Annotated in this window: 16 protein-coding genes; 4 read left to right on the plus strand and 12 right to left on the minus strand. The window is 56.3% G+C overall.

The genetic code is table 11. The features are described 5' to 3' along the window. Positions 1-181: 181 nt before the first annotated feature. The 5 genes from IBT46_RS11085 to IBT46_RS11105 all read right to left on the minus strand — a co-directional run bounded on the left by IBT46_RS11085 (position 182) and on the right by IBT46_RS11105 (position 7,485). Positions 182-1,549, minus strand: a complete 1,368-nt coding sequence (locus IBT46_RS11085; RefSeq protein ID WP_200545814.1) for an efflux transporter outer membrane subunit — start codon at positions 1,547-1,549, stop codon at positions 182-184. After that, a complete protein-coding gene (locus IBT46_RS11090; protein WP_200545719.1) occupies positions 1,549-4,656 on the minus strand; it encodes an efflux RND transporter permease subunit in 3,108 nt (1,035 codons plus the stop codon). The genes IBT46_RS11085 and IBT46_RS11090 overlap by 1 nt, the downstream gene beginning before the upstream one ends. Then, on the minus strand, positions 4,656-5,777 hold the full coding sequence (locus tag IBT46_RS11095) for an efflux RND transporter periplasmic adaptor subunit (protein WP_200545720.1): 1,122 nt from the start codon (positions 5,775-5,777) through the stop codon (positions 4,656-4,658). The genes IBT46_RS11090 and IBT46_RS11095 overlap by 1 nt, the downstream gene beginning before the upstream one ends. Before the next feature lie 421 nt (positions 5,778-6,198). Then, entirely contained in the window at positions 6,199-6,738 is a 540-nt protein-coding gene (locus IBT46_RS11100; protein WP_234480084.1) for a PadR family transcriptional regulator, read from the minus strand. A gap of 114 nt (positions 6,739-6,852) precedes the next feature. Next, complete coding sequence (locus IBT46_RS11105; RefSeq protein WP_200545721.1) at positions 6,853-7,485, minus strand: flavin reductase family protein; 633 nt, start codon at positions 7,483-7,485, stop codon at positions 6,853-6,855. A 93-nt stretch (positions 7,486-7,578) separates the two neighbouring features. Here IBT46_RS11105 and rlmF point away from each other — a divergent pair, with 93 nt between their 5' ends. After that, positions 7,579-8,508 (plus strand): 23S rRNA (adenine(1618)-N(6))-methyltransferase RlmF, encoded by a 930-nt coding sequence (gene rlmF, locus IBT46_RS11110; RefSeq protein ID WP_200545722.1) that lies wholly within the window; start codon positions 7,579-7,581, stop codon positions 8,506-8,508. Positions 8,509-8,637: 129 nt separating this feature from the next. Here rlmF and ybiO read toward each other — a convergent pair whose 3' ends face one another. The 6 genes from ybiO to rhtA form a co-directional block, all read right to left on the minus strand. After that, on the minus strand, positions 8,638-10,908 hold the full coding sequence (gene ybiO / locus IBT46_RS11115) for a mechanosensitive channel protein (protein ID WP_200545723.1): 2,271 nt from the start codon (positions 10,906-10,908) through the stop codon (positions 8,638-8,640). A 131-nt stretch (positions 10,909-11,039) separates the two neighbouring features. Beyond that, complete coding sequence (gene glnQ / locus IBT46_RS11120) at positions 11,040-11,762, minus strand: glutamine ABC transporter ATP-binding protein GlnQ (protein WP_200545724.1); 723 nt, start codon at positions 11,760-11,762, stop codon at positions 11,040-11,042. Then, complete coding sequence (glnP, locus tag IBT46_RS11125) at positions 11,759-12,418, minus strand: glutamine ABC transporter permease GlnP (RefSeq protein WP_105593515.1); 660 nt, start codon at positions 12,416-12,418, stop codon at positions 11,759-11,761. Before glnP ends, glnQ begins: the two co-directional genes overlap by 4 nt. 92 nt (positions 12,419-12,510) lie before the next feature. Continuing rightward, positions 12,511-13,257, minus strand: coding sequence for a glutamine ABC transporter substrate-binding protein GlnH (gene glnH / locus IBT46_RS11130; protein WP_200545816.1), 747 nt, complete (start codon positions 13,255-13,257; stop codon positions 12,511-12,513). Positions 13,258-13,653: 396 nt separating this feature from the next. Then, a complete protein-coding gene (dps, locus tag IBT46_RS11135) occupies positions 13,654-14,157 on the minus strand; it encodes a DNA starvation/stationary phase protection protein Dps (protein WP_200545817.1) in 504 nt (167 codons plus the stop codon). A 348-nt stretch (positions 14,158-14,505) separates the two neighbouring features. Then, positions 14,506-15,402 carry a threonine/homoserine exporter RhtA gene (gene rhtA / locus IBT46_RS11140; protein WP_200545725.1) on the minus strand — a complete coding sequence of 299 codons (897 nt, stop codon included), beginning with the start codon at positions 15,400-15,402 and terminating at the stop codon, positions 14,506-14,508. A 371-nt stretch (positions 15,403-15,773) separates the two neighbouring features. On the opposite strand from rhtA, the gene ompX reads away from it, so the two are divergent. Then, entirely contained in the window at positions 15,774-16,283 is a 510-nt protein-coding gene (gene ompX, locus IBT46_RS11145) for an outer membrane protein OmpX (RefSeq protein WP_200545726.1), read from the plus strand. Between the two features lie 74 nt (positions 16,284-16,357). On the opposite strand, the gene IBT46_RS11150 is transcribed toward ompX, so the two are convergent. Further along, complete coding sequence (locus tag IBT46_RS11150) at positions 16,358-17,938, minus strand: phosphoethanolamine transferase (protein WP_200545727.1); 1,581 nt, start codon at positions 17,936-17,938, stop codon at positions 16,358-16,360. A gap of 517 nt (positions 17,939-18,455) precedes the next feature. On the opposite strand from IBT46_RS11150, the gene mntR reads away from it, so the two are divergent. Further along, a complete protein-coding gene (gene mntR / locus IBT46_RS11155) occupies positions 18,456-18,908 on the plus strand; it encodes a manganese-binding transcriptional regulator MntR (RefSeq protein ID WP_105593509.1) in 453 nt (150 codons plus the stop codon). Positions 18,909-18,932: 24 nt separating this feature from the next. Further along, positions 18,933-20,048 carry an SLC13 family permease gene (locus IBT46_RS11160; RefSeq protein WP_200545728.1) on the plus strand — a complete coding sequence of 372 codons (1,116 nt, stop codon included), beginning with the start codon at positions 18,933-18,935 and terminating at the stop codon, positions 20,046-20,048. The last annotated feature ends 107 nt before the right edge of the window (positions 20,049-20,155 follow it).

Genomic DNA, 20,155 nt, shown 5'->3' on the forward strand with positions numbered 1-20,155 from the left:
AGATATAAGTAATCAATAAATCCGTGCTCTTAGACAGGCAAATCCATGACTAATCAGCAGACTGACAGCAATCCCAGCAATCACCGCACTGACAGCAGTCCCAGCAGTCCCGGCAATCACTCACCCCAAAGAACATCCCCAGCAGCTATTTATCAGAAACTGAATACCGGCCAGGGCGCGATCAGCTCCCGCCGCCCAGCGACTGCCACAGCGTAATCCGGTTATCGTAATCCGTTTGCTGTAGCGCAATCAGCTCCAGCTGCGCCGACCACAGCGTACGCTGATTGGTCAACACGGTCAGATAATCCCCGCTTCCGGCCTGATAACCGTGCAGTGACAAATCCAGACTGCGCTGCGCCGCTGCTACGTATTCGCGCTGCGCATCCATCTGCTCGTTGAGCGTGGCACGGCGCGCCAGCGCATCGGCAACGTCTTTAAACCCGCTCTGAATCGCCTTTTCATACGCCGCAATCAGCCCCTGCTTCTCCGCCTCGGCATACTTCAGCGCCGCCACGTTGGTGCCACCGGCAAACAGCGGCAGCGACAGGCTCGGTGCAAATGACCAGACGTTGGCACCGTGACTGAACAGGCTGGAAAGCGACCCGCTCGCCACGCCCGCGCTGGACGTCAGCGACAGGGTCGGGAAGAAGTTGGCGCGCGCGGCACCGATATCCGCATTGGCGCTCTTCAGGCTGTGCTCGGCTTCCTGCACGTCCGGGCGGCGCAGCAGCAGCGAAGAGGACACGCCCGCAGGCACCAGCGCAATGGCATTATCGTTCAACTTATCCAGCGGCCCGGGCAGCAGCGAATCCGGCAGGCTTTCACCCGCCAGCAGCGTCAGGGCGTTGCGATCCTGAGCAACCAGCGTCTGATAGCTGGCCACGCTGGCGCGTGCCGACTGATAAACGGTCATCGCTTCGTTCATATCCGTCCCGTCGGCCACACCGGCAGCCTGGCGGCGTTGAGTGATCTCCAGCGTTTTACCGGCGCTGGCCATCGTCTCCTGCGCGAGCTGCAGGTTGCTGTTATCCGCTGCCAGCGTCACCCAGGCGGTGGCGGTTTCGGCAATCAGCGTCAGGCGAGTGTTCTGCGCGGTAAATTCACTGGCCAGCCAGGTTTCCTTCGCCGCGCGGCTCAGGCTGCGGTTATGGCCAAACAGATCGATCTCGAAGCTGCTGACGCTGCCGCTGGCCTCCGCGCTGCCGGTCACACCGGCATCGGTGGTCCGGCTTCGGGTGCTGGTCAGCCCGGCATTCAGCGTCGGGAACAGGCTGGCGCGCTCTTCGCCGTACAGCGCCTTCGCTTGTTCGATATCGCTGATCGCTTTGCGCAGATCGCGGTTGCTGGCTAAGGCGCGTGCCACCACGGTTTTCAGTCGACTGTCGCCCATGACCTGCTGCCAGTTACTGAGCACGGCTGGTGCGCTGCCGTCCGCATTCTGCCCCGGCCAGGTGGCCGGAACCGGCGCGGCGGGGCGCTGATAATCGGGATCGAGAGACAGACAGCCCGCCAGCATCATCGACAGGGCTATCACGCTAATTCGGTACATCATTGTTTACTCCCGTGGCGTGAGGTGAACAGATGCTTCACCAGCACGAAGAACAGCGGTACAAAGAAAATCGCCAGAATGGTCGCGGCCAGCGTTCCGCCGATAATCCCGGTACCAATCGCAATACGGCTGTTGGCTCCGGCTCCGGTCGCCACCGCCAGCGGCAGCACCCCGGCAATAAAGGCCAGCGAGGTCATGACAATCGGTCGCAGGCGGATACGGGCAGCGGAAATCGCCGCCGCACTCAGCGAGCTTCCCTGTTTTAGCGCCGCCTCGGCGAATTCCACGATAAGGATGGCGTTTTTCGCCGACAGCCCGATGGTGGTCAGCAGGGCAACCTGGAAGTAGATATCGTTGCTTAGCCCGCGCAGGCTGGCGGCCAGCGCGGCACCGAAGATACCCAGTGGGATCACCAGCAGCACCGAGAACGGCACAGACCAGCTCTCGTACAGCGCCGCCAGGCAGAGGAATACCACCAGAATCGAGATGGCGTACAGGCTCATGGCCTGGCCGCTGGCGAGTTTTTCCTGCAGTGACAGGCCGCTCCATGCCCAGCTGGAACCCGGTGCCAGCTGATTAGCCAGCTGCTCCATTTTGTCCATCGCTGCACCCGAGCTGTAGCCCGCGCTGTTTTCACCGGCAATTTCAAAGGCGGCCGAGCCGTTATAGCGTGACAGGCTTTCCGGGCCGTAGATCCAGTGCGTGGTGGCGAAGGCGGAGAATGGCGTCATGCTGCTGTCGCTGCCGCGCACAAACCATTTCGCCAGGTCCTCCGGCTTCGAGCGGAACTGGCTGTCGCCCTCGATATACACTTCTTTTACCCTGCCGCGATCGATAAAATCGTTCACGTAGGTGCCACCCCAGGCGCTGCTCAGCGTGTCGGTTACATCAGAAAGCGACAGGCCGAGTGCCACCGCTTTGTTATTGTCGATATCCACCTGTAGCTGCGGCATCTGCGGCAGATCGCTGGCGCGCACCGATTGCAGCTCGGGGCTACTGTTCGCCGCTTTCAGCAGGTCGCTGCGCAGCTTCAGCAGGGTGTTACGGTCGGTTGCGCCGCTGGCCAGCAGTTCAAAGGTAAAGCCGTTGCTCTGCCCCAGCCCCTGCACCGACGGCGGGGTCATGGCGAAGACTTTCGCATCGCGGATATCACTCAGCGCCGCCATGGCTTCACGGGCGATGCCCTGGGCGCTGTTTTTCTCGCCGGAACGCAGGCTCCAGTCTTTCAGTGAAACGAAGGCCATCCCGGCATTCTGGCCGCTGCCGCTGAAGTTAAAGCCGTTAACGGTGAAGATAACGTTGGTGTTGTCCTTCTGCTGATTAATGAACCAGTCGGTGACGCGCTTGTTCACCGCATCGGTACGGCTGATGGTGGCACCGGCGGGCAGGGTGTACTGCACCATGATTTCGCCCTGGTCTTCTTCCGGCAGGAAACTGCCCGGCAGACGCCATAGCAGCAGCGCCATCAGTCCGGCAAACACGGCGTAAACCAGCATCAGTCGCACCGGGCGGCCAAGGAGCCACAGCACGCGTTTGCGGTAGCGCTTCTCACCGTTCTGATACAGGCGGTTAAAGCGGGCGAAGAAGCCGTGCTGCGGAGGCTGGGTGTGCTTGAGCAGCATGCCGCACAGCGCCGGGGTTAGCGTCAGAGCGACCACCACCGACAGCATCATGGCGGCGATAATCGTCACCGAGAACTGGCGATAAATCACCCCGGTAGAGCCGCCGAAGAAGGCCATGGGCAGGAATACCGCCGACAGCACCAGCGCAATCGCCACCAGCGCACCGGCGATTTCACCCATTGATTTCTCGGTGGCTTCACGGGCGTTCAGTCCTTCGTTGCGCATGATGCGCTCGACGTTTTCCACCACCACGATGGCGTCATCCACCAGCAGCCCGATGGCCAGCACCATGGCAAACAGCGTCAGGGTATTAATGGAGTAGCCGAACAGCGCCAGCACGCCAAAAGTACCGAGCAGCACCACCGGCACCGCCAGCGCGGGGATCAGCGTGGCGCGCAGGTTTTGCAGGAACAGCATCATCACCGTCACCACCAGAACAATGGCGATCAGCAGGGTCTCAATCACATCCTGTACCGAGATTTTAATAAATTCGGTGCTGTCTTTCGGGTAGGCGATTTCATAACCCGCAGGCATATTGTGATGATATTCTTCAATTTTTGCCTTCACCAGGCTGGCGGTATCCAGCGCGTTGGCACCGGGAGCGAGCATCACCGCCACACCGGCCGCCGGGTGACCGTTCAGTTTCGAGCTGGCGCTGTAGTCTTCGCTGCCCATTTCCACGCGCGCGACGTCGCCGATGCGCACCACGGCACCGCCGGTGGCACTTTTAATGATGATATTGCGGAACTGATCGACGGTTTGCAGACGCGACTGCGCGCGCACCGTGGCCGTCAGCTGCTGGTCGCTGGCGGCAGGCAGGGCACCGAGTTTACCGGCGGTCACCTGTACGTTCTGTGCTTCAATCGCGCTCTGCACGTCCGACGGCATCAGGCTGTAGGAAGCGAGTTTGGCGGGATCGAGCCAGATGCGCATGGCGTATTCGGCACCGAAAACCTGCAGGCTGCCGACGCCGCTGACGCGGGCCAGCGGGTCCTGCAGGTTGCTCACCAGCCAGTCGGCGATATCGGAGCTGCTGGCTCGGTCGTTTTTATCGTACAGCGCCATGATCAGCAGGAAGTTGGACTGCGTTTTGGTGACGGTGATCCCGGCGCTTTGCACTTCGCTCGGCAGGCGAGATTCGGCCTGCTGCACCTTATTCTGTACCTGCACCTGCGCGGTATCCGGGTCGGTGCCCTGCTGGAAGGTGACGTTGATATCCACCGAACCGTCCGAGCTGCTGGACGAGGTGAAGTAGAGCAGGTTATCCAGACCGGTCATCTGCTGTTCGATCACCTGGGTGACGCTGTTTTCCAGCGTCTCCGCCGAGGCACCGGTATAGGTGGCTTTGATCTTGATCGACGGTGGAGCAACGTCGGGGTACTGGGCCACCGGCAGGGTGCGGATAGCCATAATCCCCGCCAGCATAATGAGTATCGCAATGACCCAGGCAAAAACCGGGCGGCGAACAAAGAAACGCGAAAACATCAGTTCGCTCCCTCGCTGCGGGTCACTTCTTCCGGCTTCACGCTGTCCCCGGCGGCGACTTTATCGCTGCCTTCCACCAGCAGACGATCGCCCGCCTGCAGGCCTTTGGTTATCAGCCAGTGGGTTCCGATGGCATCGGCGGTCACCACTTCGCGCTGTTCCACTTTGTTCTCTGCATTGACAACCAGTGCGGTGGCGTTGCCTTTGGCATCGCGCGTAATCCCCTGCTGCGGAGCGAGAATCGCGTTTTCCACCACGCCTTCATCCACCAGGGCATGAACGAACATGCCCGGCAGCAGTACGTGCTGTGGGTTCGGGAACACGGCGCGCAGCGTGACCGATCCGGTGGCTTCATCCACCGCTACTTCGGTCAGTTCCAGGCGACCCTTTTCCGGGTAGGTGGTGCCGTCTTCCAGCGTCAGGGTGACGTTCAGCGTGTTGTTATCGCTGGCCAGCGCGCGCTTGCGCAGGTTGAGCAGCTCCACGCTGGAGCGGGTTAGATCAACGTACATGCTGTCGAGACTGCGGATGGTGGCCAGTACGGTGTCCTGCCCGGCGGTCACCAATGCACCGGGCGTGACGGCAGAAATACCGATGCGGCCTGCGATTGGCGCGGTGACGGTGGTCCAGTCAAGGTTGACGCGCGCGCTGTCCAGCGCGGCCTGTTTTTCCGCGACGCTGGCGCGGTCCTGGTCGCAGGTGGATTTCGCATCGTCGGCATCCTGCTGTGAAACGCCCTGATACTGCACCAGTCCGGCATAGCGTTTGGCTTTCTGGCAGTCACCGATCACCAGCGCCTGAGCACTTTTCAGCGCGGCGGCAGCCTGTTGCCAGGTCGCTTTATAGCTGGCGGCATCAAGCTGATACAGCGGCTGTCCGGCTTTCACTTCGGCCCCTTCGGTGAACAGGCGCTTCTGGATCAGCCCACCCACCTGCGGTCTGACTTCAGCCGTCTGGGTGGCGGTGGTGCGGCCGGTAAGATCGCTGGTCAGCGTAAAGCTGCTGGCTTTCAGCGTGACGACGCCAACTTCGGTCAGACCGGGGGCCGGGGCGCTGGAGGTGACGTTATCGCAGCCGGCCAGGCAAAAAAGGGTCAGCAGCGAGACTATGCGTAATTGCATATGGCTATTCCACTCAAATTAAAAAAAGAAAATGGCACATCGGTGAGCCATCATTATTTAGCAATGGCTCAGGATACGTTTAATAAAATTTAGGTACTGCTGTTAATCGGTAAAGTAATTGCAATGAAATCGTTTTGATGATTGCGAAGCATGTTGCGAACTTCACTGTATCGTCATGTTTTCAAACCAGACGGGTCACTGTTATTCTTTTTTTCTGGCATGTATGCCCGGGTTTTCTCCATCAGCCCTTGTGCGGTAAGGCGCTTAGCTGAATTGGTGTAAAGTTTTGTCTTCCTGTTCGCATTAAATCGAAAGAAACTTATCGACTAATGACTATTCGGTTTTAGGCCGAAGTGAATTAATTGCCATAACGAATTTTTTATTAAGCCCTCATGGAACTGAACTTATTTGGCCATGATTTTTAAATTCGTCTTATTTTTTCGCTGGCTTCAATAATCGCGTCGACAATAGCCGCACGTTCTTCAGTGTTAATGGTTCTGTTTGTCGTCAGCCTGCGCAGGCTGAATTTCAGCTTCTCAAACGCCTCTTCGATTAGCGGATCTTTTTGCGTCTGGCTGACCACCATTTTTTTCATTTTTATCAGCGTATCGCGCAGCGCCTCATGATGCTGGGCGAGATAGGCTTCGCCCGCCGCCGTCAGCGAGTACTGCTTTTTACCGCCGCCGCTTTCAATGGTCGTGGCGTACTTCTCTTCTTCTATCGAGGTCAAAATCGGATAGATCACGCCGGGGCTGGGGCGGTATACGCCCTGTGAATAGTCCCTGATTGAGGTGATAACTTCATATCCGTGTGTCGGATTCAGCCGTATCAGATGCAGCACCAGCAGGACCAGTTCGGTGCGGTTAAAGGCTTTGCCGCGGCGAACCTGATTTTTGCCGACGTCGCTCCCTTTTTTTGACTCATCGGCAGGTGATTCAGTGGGATGAAGCATCTCTTTCATGGTGACATTGCAGGTTAATGGCTGACCAAAATAAGATATATCTTGAGCAATAAACGCATCAAGATATATCTTGAGAGGATTCTGCCTGCAAAGAGTAAAAGTTTCGTTAAGACCCTATTTTATGCGCGCATCCGGGCGAACAAGGTCAAAACGCTGGGCTTCACTGATACCGTAATAGGCGCTGGGGCCGCCGGCACGCAGGATCGGTTCCGCACGGGCGGTCTGATAGACGCCGTTGTCCAGCAGATCGCTGTCGATATGAATGGCGATGGCTTCTCCCAGCACCAGCCAGCTGTCCAGCAGCCCGCCCTGTGCGTTCTGCAGCTGGATGCACTGGGTGAGCCTGCACTCGAAGTTGACCGGGCTTTCCGCCACCATACTAACGTTGACCAGGCTGGCGGGCAGGGCGGTCAGTCCGGCGTGGATAAATTCATCCTCGCCGCGCGGCAGCGAAGCCGAGCTTTCATTCATCGCTTCCGCCAGCGATCGCGTGGCCAGATTCCAGACGAATTCGCCGGTTTCAACGATGTTCGCCACGCTGTCCTTCCAGCCGCTGCTGGCAAAGCCAATAATCGGTGGGCGATAGCTGAAGCAGTTAAAGAAGCTGTAGGGCGCCAGGTTGCGCTGCCCGGCGGCATTCTGCGAGCTGATCCAGCCGATCGGGCGCGGGCCGATAATGGCATTCAGCGGATCGTGGGGCAGACCGTGCCCCTGTTCCGGCCGGTAGGAATGGCGTGATCGTGACATAAATCGTCCTTATAAAGAGTAAAGTCAGCGGGAAATGTTTACCATTAATAGCACAGAGGGTATCTTACGCCGCTGCTGACAAGAGAGTTACTGATGAAAACCCCTTCCGAGAAAAATGTTCTCCACCCGCGTAACCGCCATCGCGGACGCTATGATTTCGCCGCGCTGATCGCCTGTCATCCGGCGCTGGCGCAGTTTGTTGCCGTGAATAACTGGGGCAGCGAGTCGATTGATTTCGCCAACCCGGAAGCGGTTAAAACCCTGAACCAGGCGCTGTTGCACCATTTTTACGGGCTGGCCCACTGGGATATCCCGGAAGGCTTCCTCTGCCCGCCGGTGCCTGGCCGCGCTGACTATGTTCACCATCTGGCCGATCTGCTGGCGGAAGATAACAGCCGCGTCGTGCCGCGCGAGATTAACGTGCTGGATATCGGCTGCGGTGCCAACTTGATCTATCCCATTATCGGCCACAGCGAGTACCAGTGGCGCTTTACCGGCACCGAGGTAAACCCGCAGGCGATGACCGCCGCCAACGGCATTATCGCCGCGAATCCGGGCCTGAATCGTGCGATTCGCCTGCGTCGCCAGAAGGACAGTTCGGCGATCTTCAGCGGTATTATCCATAAAAATGACGTGTATCACGCCACGATGTGTAACCCGCCATTCCATGCCTCTGCCGCTGACGCGCATGAAGGCAGCCAGCGTAAGCTGCGGAATCTTGGGCTGGATCGCAATGCGCCGCTGAATTTCGGCGGGCAGCAGGACGAGCTGTGGTGTGAGGGCGGTGAAAAAGCGTTTATCGGCCGGATGATTACGGAAAGCGCTAATTTCGCCCGCCAGTGCGTCTGGTTCACCTCGCTGGTTTCCCGCCGTGAGAACCTGCCGGAGCTGTGGCGCGCGCTGGAAGAGGCCGATGTGGCCGCCGTGCGTACCATCGATATGGCCCAGGGGCAAAAACAAAGCCGCTTTATCGCCTGGACCTTTATGGAACAGCCGCAGCGTACGCGCCTGCTGGGCAAGTAAGCTGACTGTGGCTGCGCAGGCGTCATCAGCGCCCTGAACTCACGGGCCAGGACAATCGCGGAGCAGGGCACGCTGCACTCAATCCCCGCTTTTCGGTGCAGAGTTGCGGGTAAGGTGGCTTCAAATGGTTTACTCTGGAGCAGGCAGCGCAGCCTGCACCCCAGCGGCCCCGGCCACATCGTTGCCGCTCTGCATCACCTGCACCGTCTGGTAAGGCACTTTGATCCCTGCGGCATCAAAGTGCTTTTTCACCATGCCGTCCAGCGCGAACCGCACCGTCCACTGCTTCAGCGGCTGGGTGGTGAACGAAACGCGCACGGTAAACGCCTGATTGGTTAAACCGACCAGCCCGGCAAACGACGGTTCGCCGATCACCATGCCCCGAATGGTTTTATCCTCCAGAAGCTCCCTGACCGCCGCCTGTAGCGTGGCATTGACTCGATCGGTATCTTCGCGGCGATCGACGTCGTAGTTCGCCACAAACGAGCCGATGCCGCGCACGAAGTTGGCAAAGGTGGTGATCGAAGACCACGGAATGATGTGGTAAGCCCCGGTATCCTGACGTACCCCAACGGAACGAATCGACATCCGCTCCACCGTGCCGGTAATTGGCCCGATGGTCACCAGATCGCCGGTGTTCATGCCGTTTTCAAACTGGATAAATACGCCGGTAATAATATCTTTCACCAGCGTTTGTGAACCGAACGACACCGCGAGGCCCAGCGCCCCGGCACCGGCCAGCAGCGGAGCGATATTCACACCGATCTCGGAGAGCACGATCATAATGGTGATGGTGCTGATCACCACTGCCAGCGCGTTGCGGAACAGCGTCAGCAGGGTGCGGGTGCGCGCACTGGGCATGGGTCTGCCGTGCGAATCCGAAGCCAGGCGGCTCTCAATCAGGCTGGCCAGCAGCGTCCAGCCCACCGCCGAGAAGAACAGGATCACCACGATGCGGATCAGAATATCCACCAGCTTTTCGCCTGCGCCCACGGTGAGCCAGTGCCAGAGGTCAAACAGGTGCCAGGCATTCAGCAGCATCAGGGTGACGGCAAACACGCTGATCACCCGTGCCAGCTTAAGCATCGCCGACAGCCAGCCGTTTACCCGCTGCTGAAGCTCAGGGTAGTTACGGCGCAGTTCCGGGGAGAGCACGATGGTTTTATTGATCCAGCGGGTCAGCATACCGGACACCAGCGCCCCGATGGCGATAATCGCCAGCGATCGCACGCTGGCGGACATCATGAACTTCAGGCTGTTGCCGGGATCGAACAGCGAAAACAGGAACAGGGCGATAAAATAGGCGCTGGCCAGCCAGTGCCACACCAGCGCAAAGGCGCGGATAAACAGCGCGAAAAACGCCAGCGAGCGGTCCGCCAGCCGCGTCAGCTCCTGCTGAATATTGCGGCGGTTGTGGAAAATCAGATACAGCGCCCATACGGTGACCAGCCCCATTACCAGCACGTTGATGACTGCCCCGACCTGCACATTCACCTGATTGGAGACGATCGGCACGATCACCAGCAGGCCATAGCCGATCAGCCCGCTCAGCCAGCTGATGCGGGTGCTCCAGTAGATGGCGCGGTCGTCGGTAAGATGGAAGAAACGCAACTGGGGAAAACGTGGGCAGAACATCAGCCGCAGTACGGCCTTAAAGAACTCGACCAGGGCAAAGGCGTTCAAAAAAAGCCCCTGCTGATAGGCAATGGTGCGGCTGCCCGCGTTCATGTTGTCGCTGAGTATCTGCCCGACGAACAGCGCCAGCGCCAGCAGCAGCAGGTCGATAACAAAGGCACCGGCGATCATTGCAGGCAAATGCAGCCAGTTGGTCCTTTCGCTGTTTTTACGCCGCCCCCACGCTCCCATCCGGCGATAAAGTGGAGATGCCGCCCAGCGCGTTAGCCAGTAGAAGGCGAACAGCGCCGCGGCCAGCATGGCAAAGTGGCTGAGCGCGTTAAAGAAGGTCTGTTGATTAAACGGCTTATGCGGGGCATCAACGATATTCCGTTGCAGGGTTTGCAGCCTGGAGGCGAACTCGCCGCCGAACTGACGGCTGAAGTCAGTCACGCTCTGGAGAACGGTTTTATCTTCCTCTTCCTCTGGTGGCGTCAGGACCGGATCTGCTGGTGCTGCCGGGGGTTCTGATGCTTTACGCAACTGTTCGATCAGCTGCTGGCGCGACTGGTCGTTATCCAGAATGTTGGCCAGTGCGGCCCACGCTGCACGCTTCTCATCGGCATCAGGCGGCGTAGTTTCTGCAGAAGCCGCCGTCTGCTGTGACTGGGCGGCGACGGCCGCGGCGGGCAGGGTCACGGCGTGACCTGCTGAAAGCAACGTGCTGCACAGCATCAGCAGCAAAGCCTGTAACAGACAGCGCAGTGGGGAAGTGAGTCCGGGCATCCTGTTCTCCTGTTGTGACGCCAGCATCAGCGGCAACAGAAAAGTATAGACGCCTGCCTCAGGGGCAGCGGGTAACCGGGGGATTTTAGGAATCAGACGAAAACGGGGCGGTGAATGCCGCCCCGGCAGGATTACGAGACGTGCTGCAGGAATTCGCGCAGGCGGGCACTCGGCGGGTTGCTGATCAACTCGTCCGGGTTGCCATCTTCGGCAATACGGCCTTTATCAATAAAGATCAGGCGCGAAGCCACCTTCTGAGCAAATCCGACTTCATGGGTGACGATAACCATGGTCATGCCTTCTTCCGCCAGGTCCTGCATCACTTTCAGGACTTCGTGGCGCAGTTCCGGATCAAGGGCTGAGGTTGGCTCATCAAACAGCATCATCTTCGGCTTCACCGCCAGCGCGCGGGCAATGGCCACACGCTGCTGCTGGCCACCGGACAGCTCGGAAGGGAAGTGGTTCGCGCGCTCGGCGAGGCCCACTTTGCCCAGCAGCTCTTTTGCCAGCCGCTGTGCATCTTCCTTTTTCGCGCCACGAACGCGGATCGGGCCAAAGGCGACGTTGTCCAGCGCGCTCATCTGCGGGAACAGATGGAACTGCTGGAACACCATGCCGGCTTCCTGGCGGATCAGGCGGTCATCAACTTTCGGGTCGTTCACCTTCAGGCCGTCAACGATCAGCTCGCCGCTGGTGATCTCTTCCAGCTTGTTGATGCAGCGCAGCAGGGTGGATTTACCGGAACCCGATGGGCCGATAATCACGACGACTTCGCCTTTTTCGATTTTCAGGTCGATATCGTGCAGGACCTGAGTGGCACCGAAGTGCTTGGAAACGTTCTTAAATTCAATCACAGGATTTTCATCCTTTTCTCAATGCGACGCAGAACAAAGCTCAGCACCAGCGTAATAATCAGATAGATAACGGCAACGGCGCTCCAGATTTCCAGCGCGCGGAAGTTACCGGCAATAATTTCCTGCCCCTGACGGGTCAGTTCGGCCACGCCGATAACGATAAACAGGGAGGTGTCCTTGATGCTGACAATCCACTGGTTACCCAGCGGTGGCAGCATGCGGCGCAGGGCCAGTGGCATAATCACGTAGCGCAGCGTCTCGCGGCTGGACAGGCCCAGTGCCAGACCGGCTTCACGGAAGCCACGGTTAATGGACAGCACCGCACCACGGGTGATTTCAGCAATGTAGGCACCGGAGTTGATCATGATAGTGACCACGGCCGCGCTGAACGGGTCGATCCGCAGATCGGTAAACGCCATGGGCAGTGCAAAATAGATGAACATCACCTGCACCACGATTGGGGTGCCGCGAATCAGTTCGATAAATACCAGCGCGATGTTGCGTGACAGCCAGCCGCCGTAGGCGCGGGCAAAACCGGCAACCAGGCCGATAATCACTCCGCCAATCAGACCGAGGACCGAAATCCACAGGGTCAGCTTGGCACCTTCAAGCAGGATTGGAATAGCAGGCCAGATGGCGCTCCAGTCAAACTGCATGTTTATTCTCCGGATCTAAAACCATTTTTGTTGATGTGGAAAAATGCGGGAACGCATCGGCTCCCGCATTAAGTACAGCCGTTCGACTCTTATTATTTAGGTTCGCTGCCGAACCATTTTTTGTACAGCGTGTTGTAAGTACCGTTCTCTTTCAGCGTTTTCAGCGCGCCGTTAACTTTCTCACGCAGGTCGTCGCTGCCTTTCGGGAAGGCAATACCGTACTGCTGAGCTTCAACCGGCTCGCCAACCGCTTTGAACTGGCCTTTGCCCGCGGTATGGATGAAGTACAGGATGTTTGGCGTGTCATGCAGCACGGCGTCAGCACGGTTGGTGCCGAGCTCCATGTAGGCGTTATCGATGTTCGGGAACTGGCGCAGATCTTTAGTTTTGATGTGCTCTTTCGCATAGTCCACGGAACCGGTACCGCTCTTCACTGCCACAACTTTGCCGTTCAGGTCTTCAATACCCTTCACACTGTCGTTGTTCGCTTTCACCATCACCTGCAGGCCGCTTTTGTAGTAGCCGTCAGAGAATTCGATCGCTTTCTTACGCTCGTCGGTAATGGTGATACCGGCCAGTGCCAGGTCAACGTTACGCGTTTGCAGCGCAGGGATGATACCGGCGAAATCCATCGGTTTCAGGGTGTATTCAAGATTCAGCTGTTTTGCAATTGCATCCCACAGGTCGATGTCGAAGCCGACATATTTATCACCCTGTTTAAATTCGAAAGGAACAAAAGCGGTATCTGTTGCTACGATCAGTTTCTTATCTGCAGCTGTGGAAGACACGGCGAACGCCATGGTCAGCGCAGCCAGAGTGACCTTAAAAATTGACTTCATCATTTTATCCTTATCGCTTCCCGGACGTCCCGGGTAAATGCCAGCAGCCCTATGAAAGAATCATGCCAGGTTTGCAATGATATGGAAAACAGCAGGTTAATGCGAGTTTTCCGAAAGGTGCTGACACGATACAGTGTATTGCACTTATTTGGGGCGTCATTTTGGTGCATCTCGTCCAGTGTGGTGCAATGGGCCGCCCCGCTTGCATTAGCAGTTGTAGCAAATTGCCGGATAAAAACAACAGATAGTGTCGTGGGGGATTAATTAATTGCCAGTGGGCTCTGATTTTTTGTGGGAATAGCGTGAAGTCTACGCAGCGCAGCGGGATAAAAAAAGAGCAGACGGCGTGGCCATCTGCTCATGTCGGTGGAAAGTATCAACAACGGTGTTTCAGGTTTATTCGATATTGGATTCGATAAACCACAGGAATTTATCCAGATCGCGGGATGCGGCGGTGAAGATATCGGCGCTGTCTTCATCAGACACTTCGCTGATGGCTTTACGCACGTCGTTAGCTACGACCGCATAGCGGTCAGCCAGCGCTTTAAGGTGCTCTTGTACGCTGTGAATGTTAAGCGGATAGCTTTTCAGCGGCGTTCTGTCGTTAACGATCTGCGTTGTGCCAAGGGCAACGCCGCCCAGCTGAACCACGCGTTCTGCAATCGTATCCTGGTGATCGGTAATCGCGGTGCGGAATCCATCCAGCATTTCGTGAACGGCGATAAAGTTGGCGCCGCGCATGTTCCAGTGTGCCTGCTTGGTGATCAGGGACAGGTCGATGAATTCGGTAACCAGACGATTAAGCACCTCTATGGTGGCTTTTTTCTCGTCGTCGGCCACATCGTTACGGGTGTAAATCAGATCAGAAGATTTTGCTTTAACCAGTTTAGCGGTACTCATCATTAATATCCTCTTAATGGTCAGGTTGTCCTGTTAAATTACGGAAATAAGTATAGCACCGTTTTTTAAACCTGCAGTAAAGGTCGTTCCTATCGCTTTAATAGTGCGTGATGAGTTGATTTGGTGGGTATTTATTTATTTTTCAGGGTGGATAATATTAACAAGAATGATTTTTATTTCGGTTTTATGCAGGTCTTTGAATTGCATGACTGTTTTTGTTTTTCATCGAAACGGTCATTCTTTGTAATTAATAATTAACGATTATTTTCATGTTAATTTATTGTTACTTTATAAAATAATATATTGATGAATTTCCCGCTTCGTTCTGGCAAAGCGGGAACATGTTTATTATTCACGGTTCTCATTGACCGGCACGATTTTCGCCTTTGCCGGACGCAGAGTCATGGTGGAACCTGCCGATGCCACGATGATCGCCAGCAGCGCCAACCACTGGACCAGGCTCAGTACTTCCCCCAGGAAAAGAATGCCGGAGATCGCTGCCATTGCCGGTTCCAGACTCATCAGAGTGCCAAACGTGCGTGCAGGCATGCGGGTCAGCGCCACCATCTCAAGCGAGTAGGGCAGCGCGCTGGACAGGACGGCAATCGCCAGGCCAATCGGGATCAGCGACAGCGCCCAGCCGCCGCTATTGGCAAAGGTAATGCCTAGCGGAACAAACACCAGTGCGCCGATCAGCGAACCCATAGCGGCGGTAGCCGGTCCGTGCTGGCTGCCCGCACGCTTGCCGGTAATGATATATACCGCCCACAGCGCACCTGCGCCGAGGGCAAGCAGCGCGCCGACGGGATCGACGCTGCTGACGTTTTCACCCAGCGGCAGCAGGAAAACCAGTCCCAGCAGCGCCAGTACCACCCAAAGGAAATCCAGCGGGCGGCGCGAGCTGGCCAGCGCCAGTGCCAGCGGCCCGGTAAACTCCAGCGCCACCGCAATGCCCAGCGGAACCGTGCGGATCGATAAGTAAAACAGATAGTTCATGCCGCCCAGTGACAAACCGTAAATAATCAGCGGCAGGATCTGGCTGCGCTGGAAGCGCAGACGCCAGGGTTTAAATACGATGCAGAGGATTAACGTACCCAGCCCGAGGCGAAGTGCGGTAATGCCCGGCGCGCCAACCAGCGGGAAAAGTGATTTTGCCAGTGCTGCCCCACCCTGAATTGACGTCATTGCGATCAGTAAAAGCAGGACCGGAAGCCAGATGGAATTTTTTAACTGTTGAGGGGACATCCTTAATCTCAGTTCTTATGTTCCGTTGTTAGTTGTTAACAGATGTAGAACGACAGTCTACTTGAATGACGACGATAATCTCAGCTTGCCGCGCTAAAAAATAAACGGAAGCTAAAGAAAACAAAAGAGTTAGGTAAAGAACTGTCAGGTTTCAATTAGGATTACTCTCAATGAACCTTTTTTTACAGGGGATAAAATACCGCGCTGTGTCGCATAAATATAAGAAAAATGAATAACATATAAACTTTCATTAACTTTCTGTTACACCAAATATTCCGTTAGACAATGAAAATAGGGCGGAGTTTCTCACTATATTTTGTTATATTTTTAGCGTTGTCAGGATAGAAGTACTTTTTACATTTGAGGTGGTTATGAAAAAAATTGCATGTCTTTCCGCACTGGCTTGCGTTCTGGCAGTATCTGCTGGTTCAGCAATGGCACAAAGCACCGTTACCGCTGGTTATGCACAGAGCGACTACCAGGGAATTGCTAACAAAGCGAACGGTTTCAACCTGAAATACCGCTACGAAAACGGCAGCGATCCGCTGGGTTGGATTGGTTCTTTCACTTACACCGAGAAAGACCGTACTGACGCGGGCGATTACATCAAAGGCCAGTACTACGGCGTGACCGGTGGCCCGGCTTACCGTCTGAACGACTGGGCAAGCATCTACGGCGTTGTAGGTATCGGCTACGGTAAATACCAGTACAACGAACCAAACCGCGAAAAATATGATTCCAGCGACGTAGGCTTCTCCTACGGTGCAGGCCTGCAGTTCAACCCAATCCAGAACGTTGCTCTGGACGTGGGCTACGAGCAGAGCCGTATCCGCAGCGTTGACGTGGGTACCTGGACTGCTGGCGTAGGCTACAGCTTCTAAGTTGCCTTTGCCCGATTTGCTTCGGCGAATCTGCGCTGATAAATCCGCCCTTCGGGGCGGATTTTTTTTGGCTGCTATTTGGCGAAAGGGTCCTGCTTCAGCTGGCTGAACGGCAGGCGCTTGAGGGCAAAGTTGGTGATCTGAATCGCCGGGCCCTTATCGTTGGAAATAAACCGATAGGTGGGGGTTATCTCTTTGGCACTGATGCCGGTCCACTGTGAAAACAGCAGCAGGAAGTCATTCGCCGAACGCGGCTGGCTGATGACCTGATGGCGGCTGTCGTTGCTGGAGCTGATAAACATTGGCACCTCAAAATTCTGCCGGTACTTGTCATCGTGCGTCAGATACTCGTTGCGCGTGCCTTTTTCCTTTAACGCCAGACCGTGGTCGGAGAAATACATCAGCGAGAAACTCAGCCCGCTGCCGTGCAGCTGTTGCCACAGTTGGCTAAGAAAACCGTCAGTCTGCGTGATGCTGTACAGATAGCAGGAGGTTTCACTGGAGTGCAGATGCTCCACGAAGCGCCCGCGAGTGCGATCGCAGGCTTTCGGGTGCGATCCCACCAGGTGATACACCAGCAGGCGCGGTTTTTCCACCGGCCTGGCCAGCGCCGCGGCGGTAAAGCCCAGCAGATCTTCATCCCGCGTATTTTTATCCGCTTCAAAATCGCCCTGCTTGAGGAAATGCACCGTCTTCGCGCGGCGGGCGATACTGGCAATCGGCGTATCAAACTGCCCAATTTGCCCCTGATTCGACAGCCACCAGGTATCAAAGCCCGCGCGGTTCGCCAGGCTGATAATATTGTTCTGGTACTGCGGCTGGCCGTTAACCACCTGATTCAGCGTCAGCCCCAGCGATTTCTGCGTGGAGGAGGCCGCGGAGGTGTACTGGCTGAAAAACTTGCCGTTAAGCTGGCTGGCAAAAGGGGTGTTATCCCAGCGGCCACCAAAAGCCCCCATGGCATCACGACGCGCACTTTCGCCGATCACAATAACGTAAATTTGCCGATCGGGTTTGACCCCCAGCAGATGCCAGTCATCCTGCAGTGTGGCAAGCTGATTCATGCGGTCGATCTCTTTATCCACCGACACTTTGCTTTCAATCGTATCTTTCACGAAGCGCACCAGCGGATAGCCGGCATCTTTCAGATTGAATACGCCACCGGTGAGCTGATTCAGCACCGGCTGGGTGAGCCAGGCCACCACGACGAAAGCCAGACAGGCGCTCTCACGATGCCCCCACCTGGCCTTTGGCTCGGGTTTGCGCTTCAGCGACAGTAAACCGGCGGCGATAATCGCCAGGCCAATCGCATAATCGTGCAGCGGGAAAATCATCAGCACCTCGCTGGCTTCTTCCGCATTGGTGGCGTGCAGGGCGAGCAGGGTGTTGAAATTGGGCGGGCCATAAACCTGGCCAAACGGATAATAGAAGCCGGCAACCAGCGTAGTTAGCACCAGCAGGATCTTTTGCCCACGAGGCAGTACGCGGGCAAGCAGCATCAATAGTGCAGTAAAGGCAAAAAGATAAAGCCACTGCAAAACGTAGCCAAATGCCTGGTTAATCATAAAGGAAAGCAGAAAATACAGCCCGGTATACGGGCTCAGTAAGCCACGGTAGCGGCTTAACGAAGCGGTTCTCAGCAGGGTCAGGTTCATACTCAATTCTTATAGAAAACGCTATAGCTCACCGCTTCAGCTTGACTTAAGGGGCAGACCGCCTGATACAGATCGTCAGAAATGGGGGGCAGGTGAAGGGAGGGACCCGATCGGCCGGCACTCTTTACGAAAGGCTGGGAAGATAGTCGTTGTTTTAGCGGAAGGCAACCAGCAATATGAATAAGTTATGTGAAGCAGTATACAAAATGAATACGGACGGGGAAGGGATCAAGAGGCCGGGGTTGCCGGCCTGTTATTCAGCAGCATGTCCAGCAGCATCAGCCGCAGGGTGAACGGTGAACGACTTAGTAGTTTCAACAGTAGTGGTACTCTCATTTTAAGCCCCTCCCAAACGTCAGGGTATGAACGAATTATCAACAGATATAGCACAGGCTATATCCCATAGCCAGAGCTAATACGCTAAATTTTGTGCTTCTTTGAGCTTCGTTTACAATGTCAGACGAACAGACCGCTGCACGTTGGTAAAAAGCAGCGGTGGATAATAAGAGGAAGCTGAATGAGTCGTCGCGCAAAAGTAGCAGTGCCCGCGCCACTGAAAGATATTGAAGAGCATGTCGAAGGCTTCCGCCAGGTACGTGAAGCCCATCGCCGTGAATTAATCGATGACTATGTTGAGCTGATTTCCGATCTGATCCGCGAGTTCGGAGAAGCCCGGCAGGTGGATATGGCTGCCCGTCTTGGGGTTTCACAGCCCACGGTGGCAAAAATGTTGAAACGTCTGGCAACCGCTGGCCTGGTGGAGCAGGTCCCCTATCGTGGCGTCTTCCTGACCCCGGAAGGTGAAAAGCTGGCCGAAGAGAGTCGCGAACGTCACCATATCGTTGAGACATTCCTGCTGGCGTTAGGTATCAGCCCGGATACCGCCCGCCGCGATGCCGAAGGCATTGAGCATCACGTCAGCGACGAGACGTTAGCTATTTTCCAGAAGTTTAGCGAAAGCCGTAAGTAATCTACTTCAACTCTGCGAGCCAGCATGACAACCCTGCTCAGGCCTTTTTTGCACGATCGTTTTCTGCATCTATTAGTGGTTCTGGGCCTGTTGCTGGCCTGCTTTGTTCCTTTCTCCCTGGCCGAACTGCGCCGAGCAGTTGACTGGCCGACGATGATCACCCTTTGTGGTCTGTTAATGCTGACTAAAGGCATTGAGGCCAGCGGCTACTTCGACGCGCTGGGCCGGCGTCTGGTGAAGGGCTTTCACCATCAGCGCCAGCTGGCGCTGTTTCTGGTGGCTGGCGCCGCGCTGCTGTCGACGTTTCTTACCAACGATGTCGCGCTGTTTATTCTCGTTCCCCTGACGCTTTCGCTACGGAAATATTCGGCGCTGCCTATCGCGCGGCTGATTATCTTTGAAGCGCTGGCGGTGAATGCGGGATCGCTGCTGACGCCGATCGGTAATCCGCAAAATATTTTGCTATGGCGTCATGGCGATCTGGGTTTCGGCGGATTTATCTGGCAGATGCTGCCACTGGCGGCGTTGCTCCTGTTGAGTTTGCTGCTGCTAACCGTTTTTTGCTTCCCGGCCAGGCGGATTGAGCGCCATCCGCATGAAGACGAGGCCCGCTGGCAGCGTCCTTTACTGCTCGCCAGCGCGCTGCTTTATGCGGTGTTTATTGCAGCCCTGGAGCTGGAGCTGGCGGTCTGGGGATTGGGCCTGGTGTTTGCTGTCTTCCTGCTGATGGCGCGGCGTATTCTGCTGACCATCGACTGGAGCCTGCTGGTGGTGTTTATCGCCATGTTTATCGACGTATTTTTACTGACCCGGCTGCCGGTGCTGCAGTCGTCGCTGCACGCCGTGGGTCAGATGCCGCAGCTGGGGCAGTTTCTGCTGGCGGCGGGATTGTCTCAGGTGATTAGCAACGTTCCCACCACCATTCTGCTGCTGAGCAGCCTGCCGCCTTCGGCGATGCTGGCCTGGGCGGTGAATATCGGCGGCTTTGGACTGTTGCCGGGTTCACTGGCCAACCTCATCGCACTGAGAATGGCGAAAGATCGCCGCATCTGGTGGCATTTCCATCTTTATTCCGTGCCGATGCTGCTGTGGGCGCTGGTCAGCGGCTGGATTCTTCTTTTGATTATTCGTGCTGCCTGAACCCGGGATAGTCTGGTTTCGTCAAGAAAGCCTGGTAATTGTCAATTTACGCTTTATGTTTAGATCAGACTGACTCATTGCGACTTAATTTTGAGTGCGCCTTCTGA

Origin of the sequence: Erwinia sp. S38 (assembly GCF_016624545.1) — a bacterium.
GTDB lineage: Bacteria > Pseudomonadota > Gammaproteobacteria > Enterobacterales > Enterobacteriaceae > Erwinia > Erwinia coffeiphila.